Source organism: Streptomyces altiplanensis, from assembly GCF_053591575.1.
This window is the reverse complement of the sequence record NZ_JBSFUB010000091.1, coordinates 16,909-28,036: the sequence shown is the minus strand read 5'-3', so window position 1 is coordinate 28,036 and position 11,128 is coordinate 16,909. Positions and strand designations below refer to the sequence as shown.

At 67.7% G+C, this 11,128-nt stretch carries 6 protein-coding genes; all 6 read right to left on the bottom strand.

Annotation, left to right across the window (positions count from 1 at the left end):
* Positions 1-114: 114 nt before the first annotated feature.
* A complete protein-coding gene (locus ACWD0Y_RS29080) occupies positions 115-2,061 on the bottom strand; it encodes an SUKH-4 family immunity protein (RefSeq protein ID WP_450263295.1) in 1,947 nt (648 codons plus the stop codon).
* Positions 2,055-2,279: a hypothetical protein gene (locus ACWD0Y_RS29075; protein WP_450263294.1), complete on the bottom strand. Its 225-nt coding sequence runs from the start codon at positions 2,277-2,279 to the stop codon at positions 2,055-2,057. Before ACWD0Y_RS29075 ends, ACWD0Y_RS29080 begins: the two co-directional genes overlap by 7 nt.
* 313 nt (positions 2,280-2,592) lie before the next feature.
* Positions 2,593-4,551: an ATP-binding protein gene (locus ACWD0Y_RS29070; RefSeq protein ID WP_450263293.1), complete on the bottom strand. Its 1,959-nt coding sequence runs from the start codon at positions 4,549-4,551 to the stop codon at positions 2,593-2,595.
* A gap of 82 nt (positions 4,552-4,633) precedes the next feature.
* Positions 4,634-5,659 (bottom strand): HEAT repeat domain-containing protein, encoded by a 1,026-nt coding sequence (locus ACWD0Y_RS29065; RefSeq protein WP_450263292.1) that lies wholly within the window; start codon positions 5,657-5,659, stop codon positions 4,634-4,636.
* 78 nt (positions 5,660-5,737) lie between these two features.
* The gene (locus ACWD0Y_RS29060; RefSeq protein WP_450263296.1) at positions 5,738-10,240 is read right to left on the bottom strand and encodes a toxin glutamine deamidase domain-containing protein; all 4,503 of its coding nucleotides are present in this window, start codon (positions 10,238-10,240) and stop codon (positions 5,738-5,740) included.
* Between the two features lie 207 nt (positions 10,241-10,447).
* Complete coding sequence (locus ACWD0Y_RS29055) at positions 10,448-10,774, bottom strand: hypothetical protein (protein WP_450263291.1); 327 nt, start codon at positions 10,772-10,774, stop codon at positions 10,448-10,450.
* Between the last annotated feature and the right edge of the window lie 354 nt (positions 10,775-11,128).

The following is an 11,128-nucleotide window of genomic DNA, read 5'->3' as shown; positions in this document are numbered from 1 at the left end:
TCAGCCCGCCCCCTTGTGGATACCGCATGCCCCCGGTAATACCGCACCGGCCACCAACCGTCAGCCCCTACGACTCCACGAGTTCAACCTCAGTAGTTGTTGAAGTCGCCCTTCTCAGACCCGGACATCGAAGTTGTAATCGTCGAAGAGACGTTGCCAGCATTGTGTCTGGAAAGCTTCGGGGTCGATTTGGCTCAGCCAGCGCCGAACATCGCTCTCCATGTCCTCGACCGACCAGTCGGAGGCGAACCACCAGTAGTAGAGTCGGACCATGGCGATGAACTGACCGAGGCTGTTTCCGGCCAGCGAGTCGTCAATGCCCGACGAACCGTCCGGCAGCACTCTTCCGTCGTGGCCGTCGAGAAGGAGTCGTGCACCCTGCCAGCTGCCGGGGGAGAAGTACGGTGCTTCCCTTCCGGCCGGATTGCCGACGGCCCCAGCAACGGAACGCAGGCCTGCGTCCTCCAGCCCGGTGGTGTCGAGTTCGAGAAAGCCGGTGACGCAGGGGAGGCCTATTGAGGAGAGGAATGCGCGGGTATCGGTGTCGGAGATGTCAGGTGGCAGGGTGCCCTGCGGGAACCGTCTGACCGCCGCAGGTCCCCAGAGACTCGTCAGCCACTCGGTCGTGGGGTTCAGGGCCGCGGCGGGCAAGTCCGCCGGAGCGAGCCGCGTGACGGTGCCCACCAGCCGCTTGAGGAGACCGGGCGTGGCTTTCTGCGCGGCACTGTGGTTGATTTCGATGGCGCACACCCCGTCGGTGGAGGCCAGAGCGACGCGAGATCCCGAGCGCACGCCTCGACGGATGTACTCGGGTATGCGGGGCAGATCCACTTCACCGTCAGCGGCCCCGGCAGGCCGCCACCCCCGAGGCCCTTGATCCGCGTGCATCGTGCCAGACACGTCCGCGGCCCTGTCGGATTCGGCCTGAGGCGCGCCCGTGGCCAGGTTCCAGGCGCCGATCTGGTTGTGACGGGTGCGGACCGTGACCAAGTCACCTGCCGATGTGTGCATGATGTGGAGTGTCCGGACGATGGGAAGCCTGACCAGTGCGTCCGTGGTGAACGTACCGGCACCGACGCCGTCGGCCCAGAGCGTTTGCCAGGGCAGGGCTCCGGGGCAGGCCGCCGACAGGAGCCGATCGGCCGCTGCTTCCCCCTTCGGACCGGCCTGCATCAGGCTGAGGTGCAACAGCGCCAGCCACTCACCCTGGGACGACGGCCGAACACCGCGGCGCGCCAAGTAATGGATGTGGGCACCGGCACTCCACTGAGGGATGGGCCGTCCGTGGAACGCGGCCTCGAACGCCTCGAACGCCTCGAACAGTGACTCGTGGCCGACGCGGACGACCGCTGCGGCGTCCGCGAGGAATTCCGCGAACCGGTCGGCCGCTGCCGCGTGACCAGCCAGGGCACGACCGGCGTACCACCGCGTCACCTCGGGGGCGTCCGGGGCCGACAGGGCGGTGAGTGCTCGCGCGTGACAGGACCTGGCTTCCTCAGCAGGCATCTCCGTACGCAGCTGCCTGGCCGCTGCTTCCTGGCGAAAGGACACGAGGGCGGCGCCCGCCTCGTCGTCCGACCTGTGGAGCCAGTCCCCGGCCGCCGAGCCGCCGAGAAGCACCTCCAGCCGGGACTCCAGGATGTTCCGGCCGAGGGCCGAACAGAGCAGGGACCACACGGGCAAGGGTACGAAGCGGTGCTCGGCCAACGCCAGCGCGCGGAGGGCGACCGGCAAGGCCGCTTCATCCCCCAGCTCCGGGAAGGCCCGCATGTTGTCAAAGCCCCCTCGCAGGGTCAGATGCCAGCCGCCCAACTCGGCGGCGCAGCGCGGGGCATCGCCGACCTCGACCAGCAAGCGCATCCGCAGCCCGCGCCGATGGTTCTTGACGAGTACGTGTGCCACCTTATCGAGTACACGCTCCGGTTCGCGCGAGGTGCACAACCGTCCTGCCCACTGTGTGTTCGCAAGAACGACCACGGGGTCCTCGGAGATCTGGCGGACTACCGCGGCGAAGTTGCCCTTGAAAGCGTCCGTGGCGGCGATGCCGAGCGCCGTCACCACGCCCGGGCCACCCCCTCCGCGGACCTGCCGGCGCAGTCGACGCAGGTCGCGGCCGGCTGGCGGGCGACGACCTCGCGCAACAACTCCGTCCTGCCGCTGTCCGCGCGCCCGCCGATCCACAGCCAGGCGCTGGCGTCGCGAGGCCGGCCGATCCATCGCAGGGCACGGTTCATCGCGAGTTCTGCCCGGACTTCATTCTGGTTCGGGGTGGTGCTCATGCGTCAGGTCTTTCCTGCGCAGTGGGCTTTGGCGTCCGCAAGGCGTAAGCCTTGAGAATGTCGGAGACGTTGTTCAAGTGATCCTGGAAATTGACTCCCACGGCTTCCCCGCCTCCGGGGCGCGTTCCAGCGGTGCCGCTGCGGCCCACACCACTCAGTCGAGGCCGAACTCCCGGATCTTGACCTCCGGCGAAGGTCCGGAGAGCGGGCGGGGTTGAACCAACGGTCCGCGATGGCGAGCGCCTGCTCCTTGCTGGTCACGAAGTTTGTTTCTGGCTCGGGGGCGCTGCGGTCGGCGGCCGCGCGGTCATTTCTAAGAGGCTATAGCTGGGTCGGTCGCGCGGATCCGCAGGGCCTTCGCCCCACGTGCTGTTGCGACGAGGAGGATGCCGCTGGGGGAGAGGTCGGCTCCGATGAACGGTGTTTCGGAGATCAGCGCGGTCACCGCCTCTCCCGTCTTGCGATCCCATACGCGCAGATAGTCGGCGCCTCGGCTGAGCCCGAGCGGGGCGGCTGCCCTCGCATTCTCGCCAGGCCGGACGATTTGAGCAGGGTCAACCTCGGAGAGGAGCAGTGGTTGAATGAGGTCGTGGACAATCACCCCTGTCTGCTCTGCCGTGGTGGTCTTCTCCGGGCCGTTCACCGGCCGGGCTCCGGGTGTGTTTGCGGGCACGACGAGGATGGCGACGGGCTGAGCGGCACCTTCCGGCATGGGCAGCTCGGCGATTGTCACGTCACTGATGCCGGGGAGCGGTGTGCTCCACAAAGTCTGCCAAGGAAGATCGATGCCCAGACGATGTATGGCGTTGGCGTACTCGACCAGGCCATCCTCGACGAACGCGGTCTCCAGGAGCGCCGCACGTCCCAGGGCGGGGAGTTCGTTGCGGGTCAGCAGCGCGGCCGTGCGTAGGTAGGTGCGGCCGGGCGCACCGAGTGCATCCGGGGGCAGAGCCTCGAGAGCCGCCCGCAGAGGCACGGGGGCAGCATGAACGAACAGGCCAGGGTCGGTGAGGAGTTGGGGTAGCAGGTCGGCTCCAAGCGCGTGCCCTGCGATGTGATCACGGATATAGGCGTCTGCCTTGCCCCAGTCCTGGTCCGGCACGGCTTCAAGTAGAGCCATCGCTATTCGTCCCTGAGCGGCGCGCACATTGGGCAGGCCCGCACAGATCTCCTCACCGACGGCGGGATGTACAAGGCGCAACAGCGTTCGTTCACCCCGCCTCTCGGGAGTATCCGTCTCTTCGGTCTCGTCCGGGGCAGGCCGCACAAACGATCCTGCAAGCAGCATGCCGGAGGCGATCGATTCGCTCATGTCCCGCCCGGCCACGGCGCTGGCAAGCGGCGCCCACAGCTCGACCGGCACCCCATCGCCCTCGGCCAGCGCGAGTGGTGCGAGCAGCAGGCGCAGGGTTTGCGGGTCGGCACCGAGCCGCCGGGCATGCAGGTCGAGCGCCTCGCAGACGGACGACGGCAGCTGCTGCTCGTCGGTCGGGTCGAACTCTCCGGGAGTCGTGAGGATGCCTTGGACGGCGAGTTGGACGACCAGGGGACTGGTGCCGGCGCGGCGCGCGATCGCCGCGGCCAGCGCGCTCCGGACCTGCGGGTCCTCAGTGAACGGCAGCTCCGGTCCGGCGAATTGAGGACTCAGTGCGGCGTACGCATGCCGCACAAGACCTTCGGCATCGGCCCACTGGGGGGCGTCGAGATCGATGATCTGCACCGTCCCGGACGGCAGACCTTCGGCCAGTTCGGCTGCCAAGTGACGTGGGAGCTCGGCCACGAGTCGAGTCGTGCCAAGGGCGGCGAAGGGCTTGAGTACTTGGTGTACGAGCGCGGAGGCCTCGTCAGCGGTTCGCACAGGCCCCGCCTGATCCACGTCCAGAACGATCAGGGGTATGGGTTCACGCAGGGCAGCCAGCTCGGCGTAGATATCCTCGGCGCGGTCGACCGACAGCCCGTAGTGATCGGCGAGTGCCCACAGAAACTGCGCGGTGGTCAGCCCGCGGGCGTTTGCGGCGGCGGGTGCGGGCAGTTCCGGAGGCACAGTCGACGGGTCGAGTTGGTCGAGGTGCAACTGTTTGCGGAAATCCGGATCGCAAAGCATCAGAAAACCGGTGAGCAACCGTGAACGGCCGCTGCCGGAGTCCCCTGTCAGGGCCACCACCCGAGGAGCGCCTGGCCACTCCATGCGCCAAGCGGCCAGCGCGCGCAGAGCGTTGGTGCGGCCGCCTATGTGGGGGTGCGGGGGGTAGTCGTTTGTTGAATCGCTCATGGATTTCCGTCCTCCGCTCATGCGGACGTATGCGAAGGCCTTCGATTTTTGGGTGTGTGCCAGCTCTTCAGGGGCCCAGTCGTCAGATGGGCAGGGCACCCTTGAAGCGGGCATTGGGTATGTCGGGGCGGGTGGTGGCAAGCCATCCGTGGCCGCGGGTATCGGCTGCACGTATCGGACCGGGTTCGACCGAGAGGTTTGCGGCCGCCACGCGTACCTCAGGAACGCCTTCGGTATATTCTTCAGCCTCGTCGGGGAATGGGTTGTCTTCCTCTTGGGCTGATTCGATGTAGTCCAATTCGAAGGGCAGTGCTTCTCCGTCGAACTGTGGGTCGTCATAGGTGCCGTAACTACGCACTCCTTGACCGTTACGGGCGACGTACCAGTTCTCGGAGTCGTTGTAGGGGTCGATGACGTAGAAGTGCGCCTCGCCACATTGTTCGCTGAGCTTGTCCGCCTGAGCGAAGCCATCGAGTTCGTTCAGGAACGAATTGCCCCACAGCATGCGCCAGTTCTTTAGCTCTGTGCTCGTGCGCCGGTTCTCGAATTCCGGGGTGATGAAGACCCGGTAGGCAGTCTGCTTCTCACCCTGGGAATCGTGGAATTCGATGGAGTCGGTGGCTCCCGTGGTCGCGGCCACGCCCATGACGGTGGTGACAGGCCGGAGGTCGTGCAGGCCGAGAGCGGTTACGGCGTCATCAAGTCGCTCTGCGGGGAAGGCCAGCCAGCGGCCGGCCTCGGAGGGAACCCTCACCGGTCGCTCATCGAGGAGCTTGACCCGTACGAGGCGTTCCACGGCGCGCCGATCGGTGGAGTCAAGGTCCTCCGCGCCAGTCGTGTCGACCAGGATTTGCAGGGCTTTGCTGCGCAGGCTTCCCGGGCCATGCTGCCGGATCTCCCGCAGGCGCGGCACTGCTGTTGTTCCCATGCGTCTGAGTACGGTCTCGGCGCCGAATTGCAGGCTCGACGACCGGGCGTCACGGGCGTGAGACAGGAGTCGGTCCACAACCTCGGCCCCGATGGCGATCAGCCTGTCTTCTGCGGCGGCTCGGCGGCTGGGGTCTCTGTCTGAAAGATCCTGGATGAGAGCATCGATGTTGTCTGGCATGCGGTTCAGCCTAGTTGTGGTTCATGGGGAGGCGATAAGGCCCCGGCTGCGGGAAGACTGCTGGTCCGTCGCGATGCATCAGCTGATCAGCTGAGGGTGCAACTTCTCCCAAGTCTCTTTGAGGGTGTCGATGTGACTCGTCGACTCGGCGGTAATGGCATTCTCTTTTTCGGTCCTGTGCTCTTTGCGCTGTGCATTGAGTTCCAGGTCGATCTGCTTTTGTAGCTTGCTGCCAGAATGGTTGAGTCTTTTCAGTGCCTTTGCGAGCCTCTCTTTGTCTGCCTCGTCGCTGTACTTTTCGCGCCATTTCGCTTCCATGATTTGCTTGACTTCCTGGTCCGGCTTTCCGGCCAGTTCCGCGAAGATTTCGCTCTTTTCTTCGAGCATCTTGTCGCGCTGATCCACGCCGTCTGGGTCCTCCCTGTACGTGGCGCTGTAGTGGATCGGTATTCCCGCGAGCCGCTGGTCACTAAGGGTGGTGGAGCACTGCATATGGCCTTGGCCCACTCCGCATGGCTCACGCTCGGTGTAGAGCCCCAGGGGCGTGTACTGGGAGCCGTCCGGGTCGACACGTTTGAGCCAGTCGAGCAAGTGCTTCTCCGAGTGACGTGGGGTGACTCCTGGCAGCACCCGGCCGGAAGGCACGGATGAATCCACGACGTAGGTGACGTCACGCTCCGGCGGCGGGCCTTCTACCTCAAGGACGGCATAGTTCTTTCCGGTGAAATCTGGACCGTTCCGCCTGATGGCCGCCTGGTTCTCCGGCGAAAGATTCTTGAATTTAGCCGTATCGAGAATTGCGTTCACTGCCCTGCGGTGCATCCGAACACCGAGTGACTCCGTGGCCCGCTTGGCTCCCCGGTCCTTTGTGTCCTTGTCCGGCTCGCCCTCGCCCGGCTCGCGATATGGGTGGGTGATGCGCTCCGGGTTCCGACTGACGCTGTGCTGCTCGTGGAAGGAGACGCTGAGCCTGGCGAGGGATGCCACTACGGCCTGTTGCTCGCCGCGCGAGAGCTGGTCAAACCCATCCAGGCTGTCGCTGAGTTGTTTCCTGGTGAAGCGGCGCGGACCGTTGGGGTCGGGGTGCGGTCCGTCGCCCGACGTCGCTTGCAGCACGCGGGCGAGCTCGCCCGACTCGGCCCACCGATCCAGTCGGTCATGTACCCGGTCCAGTTCGACCCTGTGGACGTCTTGATCTCGCCGCAGATCGTGTTGGAGTCGGTCGGGTTCGAGTCCGTATTCCCTGGAATTCTCGCCCTCAGGTTCTGGGTGTGTTCGAGAGACATCACTCTCTGGGCCATCCTCGGTAATACGGCGGCTCTCGTCCGAGGTGCTGCTTTCGCCACGATCGTGCGGCTCCGAGTACGGCGGCTTGTCGGAGTCCTGGTCGTCCGGCTTCGCCCCCGCGGGTTCTCCGTCCGGCCGCCGCTCGGCGCTGCCTGCCTGCTCGGGGGCCCGTCGATCGGACGACTGGCCCGAATCGTTCCGTGATCGATCGCCGAAGTCCGGGGCGACCGGCTTTCGATTCGAGTCCAGGGGAATCGCGAAGACGCCGTTGTTTCCGCTGTGCAGGGGGCTGGGGCTGGTCCGTCCGGTCTGGGCGTCGATGTAGGTGATGCGGCCGTTGTGGTTGACGGCGTTCCAGGCGTGGGCGCGGCCGTTGGCGTCCTGGGTGATGATCACGGCCTGGGAGCCGTGGCCGCTGTTGCGGAGGGTGTTCTCCAGGCGGTTGAAGGCGTCGGGGCCGTTGCCGAGGTCGCTGAAGCGGGCGCCGAGGGTGTTCTCTATGCGGTCGCGGCCGCCCTTCTCACCGCGGTCGGAGGGGTTGCCGTCGGCGTCGGGGTCGGGGGTGCGGGCGGCGGCCGCGGTGGGGTTGCCCGCGTAGGTGTCGACGGTGGACAGGGCTACGTCGACGCAGTTGTTGTTGCGGCCGGGGTTGTCGGATCCGGTGCCGTTGATGTTCTGGACCCAGGGGCCGTCTTGGGGGTCCGGTGGGCGGGTGGGGTCGCCGTTCTCGTCTCGGGGGACGGAGTTGTCGAGGGCGTCCTGTTCCGCACGGGTGGGGTGGGTGACGCCGCCGGGGGGTGTGGTGTTGCGGGTGGCGGATGCGGGCGTGGGGGTGGTGGGCTTGGTGGTGCTGTCCCGGCCCTGTTGCTGGGCGGGCGGAGTGGTGTGGGGGGTTTGGGGTGTGGACTGGGCGGTGTGACCGTTGGGGGCGGGGGTCACGGTGTGGGTGGGGACCGCCGTCACCTGTGGTTGCTGCTGGTTCGGCGTGTTTGACGTGTTTGGTGTGTTCGCCGGGCTCGGTTGGGTGTTCTGAGGCGTGTGGGGCTGCGATCCCGGCTGTTGCGGCTTGTTGCCGGGGGTGGGGCTGGGGGTGGCTCCGGGCTGGTTCGGGGTGCTGGGAGTGTCCGGGGTGCTGGGGGCGCTGTTGTTCGGCGTCGGGCCCCTGTCGGGTGCGCGGCCGGGAGCAGGGGAGTCCGAGGTGTTCGGGCTTGGCGTCGCCGCTGGAGTGCCGGCAGGCGACTGCGCGGTCCTGGTCGGAGCCGGCTGCCTCGGGTCCTGGCTCGGGGTGGTTGGTTCGGGGCGGCTCGTGTGGGGCGTGGTCGAGGCCGGGTTCGTGTTCGTGGGGGGCGTGCGGGTGTCTGCCGAGCCCGGTGTGCCGGTGCTGGGCGTGGTGGCCGCCCCGGGGGTGGGGGTGGGGGTGGGCGTGGAGCTGGGCGTGCTGGGGTTCGGCGTGCGGCCCGGTGTGGTCCCTGGTGCGGGCTGGTTCGGGTGAGGGGTACGGGTCTCCGGCGTCCCCGGGGTGCGGACGTCAGCCGATGGTGTCGGCGTGCGGGGCGGTGTCGACGGTGTCGGGCTCGGGGTGGAGGCGGGGCCCGTTGCGGTGGGGTTGGGGATGCCCGGGGTGGTGGGAGTCCTGGGCGTGCTCTGGGAGGGGTTGGGGCTGGTGGGGCTCGTACTGGACGGGGGGCCGCCCGGGGTGGTGTTCGTGCCGGTGCGTACGCCCGCCGCGCCGTCCGCCGTGGAGGGCGGCGCGGGCGAGGTCGGCATCGAGGAGTTGCCGTCCGGACGGGGACGACCCGCGGTCGAGGGGTCCGCCGTGGTGGGGGTGGGGGCGGCGTTGGACTGGGTGGGGATGCTGGCGGCGAGGCTGTCGATGGAGGTACTGATCCCGCCGCCGCTGGGGGTGGAGGACGATGTGCCGCCGCCCGTCGGTGTGGGGGCCGATTGCGGGGTGGGCGCGGAGAGGCCGCCGGAGGAGGAGCCGCCGCGGGTGTCACCGGTGCCGGGCGTACTGCCGCCGGTGTCCGAAGAGGGGGAGGGCGGTGTGTTGCCGGGGGCGGGGTCGTCGAAGTCCGACAGCGTCGGCCGGGAGGACGGAGCGGAGGAGGAAGGATTCTGCCCGGAGTCCGGGGCGCCGGGCGAGGAGTCCGGGGTGCCGCTTCCCGTGCCGGTGTCGGTACTGGGCGGGCCTGCGAGGTCGGGGGCGCTGTAGGCCGCCGGGCCGTCGCCGTCGGCGGATATGCCACCGCCGATGTTCGTGTTGCCCGTGTTCGCGTTCGAACGCGAGGTCGTCGACGAGTCCGGACTGGAGGAGTCGGAGGAGTTGGAGGAGCCCGAGGTACCGGACGAGTTCGACGAGTTGGAGGAGCCCGAGGAATTCGCTGATCCCGACGAGTTGGACGACCCCGACGAGTTGGACGCGCTTGAGTTCGCGGAGGTCGAGGAGTTCGAGCCGTCGGAGGAGGAACTGTCACTTCCCGAGCTGTCGCCGTCACCGCCGTCACCACTGCCCGTGGTGGGATTGTTGCGGTTGTTGTAGGCGTCCATGCTGTTGTTGTAGCCGCTGTCGATGCCGTCGCGGATGCTGCTGCCGGCCTTCTTGCCCAGGCCGTCGCGCAGGCCCTCGGCGAGGGTCTGGGGGGTCTGCTTGATGGCCTCCCAGCCGCCCTGGGCGCCCGCCTTGACCGTCTTGCCGAGGTCGAAACCTTCCTGGGTGCCGAAGCCGACGTTGACGGACTGCGTGACCAGGTCGGTGACCATCGCCTGGACGGCGGAGACGGCCGGCTCCTTCATCGCCTCGATGATGGCTTCCATCAGCGCGTCTTTGAGCGCGTCGAGGATGCGTCGTACGGCGAGACGGGTGACCTGGGTGGCGGCCATGCCTGCGGCGGCGGACAGGCCGAAGGTGACGACCGAGGCGGCGGCCGCGGCGGCGATCTGGACGGCCAGCGCGATCAGCTGGACGATGACCGCGTACTTCGCGAACTCCACCAGATAAGCGGCGGCTTCGAAGGTGTTGGCGATGATGTAGGCGGCCTCGGCGGCGTTGGCGAGGTAGCCGTCCTGACCGTCGGAGAACTTCTTGTAGTGGGCTCTGAACTTGTCGATCGACTCGCCCTCGTTGTGCGCGACCACCGTTCCCGCGCTGGTGTCCGCCCGCACCCGCAGCTTCTGGGCGTCGTCACCGAACTTGCGCCACAACACGGCGGATTCCCGCAGCAGATCCTCGTTCGCCGTCGGCCAGTTGTAGCCGAGCATCTGCAGGACCCACTCGAGCTCGTCCGGCAACATCATCGCCACAGCGCGCCACACCCCCGGTCAGACAACCCGCCGCACAACGCCCCCCAACGACAGGAGAATCACACGAAGTACAGCCGTGCCCAGAGCTTACTGACCATCACCGACACAGCTGAAGGCTGCTCCTGTCACAACCCCGCTGCGAATACGGCCTTGTGCCGTCAGCAGGCTCTGCTGCGTGCCGCAGTGGCGGCGCCCGGCCCCTTACGCGTCCGGCTGGTGCTGTCGGCGGTAGAGGGCGATGGCCTTGCCGGTGGGGTAGTTGGGAACGGTCGCGGTCTCACCGGTGTCTTTGGACACCACGATCTTGCCGCCACCGGGCGGGGAAGGCTGGGGGCGGCCCGCCGCGTCGGTGGTCGGGGGGAAGGTCGCGTACACCAGGTAACCGATGTCGAATTCGTGGACGTGCAGGGGAACAGGTGTGCCGTCCGGCAGTCTGGGCCGGGCGTAGCGGCTGCGGACGATTTCGAGAGCCTGCTCGGGGGTGGTGGGAGGGACTTGCCGGCCCGGGGCGGGGGTCTCCGAGGTCATGGGTGTCCTTGCCTGACTCGCGTTGCCTTACGTGAGGACTCGCCGGCCCGGCAGACCTGGTGCCGCTCGACCTCCGAGGTGCTCCGCCGCCCGGCGGTGCGGGACTGCGAGACGGCGCAGCCGGCACGGCACTTTCGTGGTGTGGTTCTCCCCGGCTCCGCGCGTTGAGCGTTCTGACTGCCCGCAGCCGGGTGCGGGCCCAGCCAATCGCCGGTCGCCGTACGGGTGACTCGGCCCGAGGCAGACCGGCGCACCCTGACCAGGCAGACCAGGCAGACCAGGCAGACCAGGCAGACCAGGCGGACCAGAGAGCCCAGGCAGACCAGGGAACCCTGGCTCAGCCAGAGCAGGGCC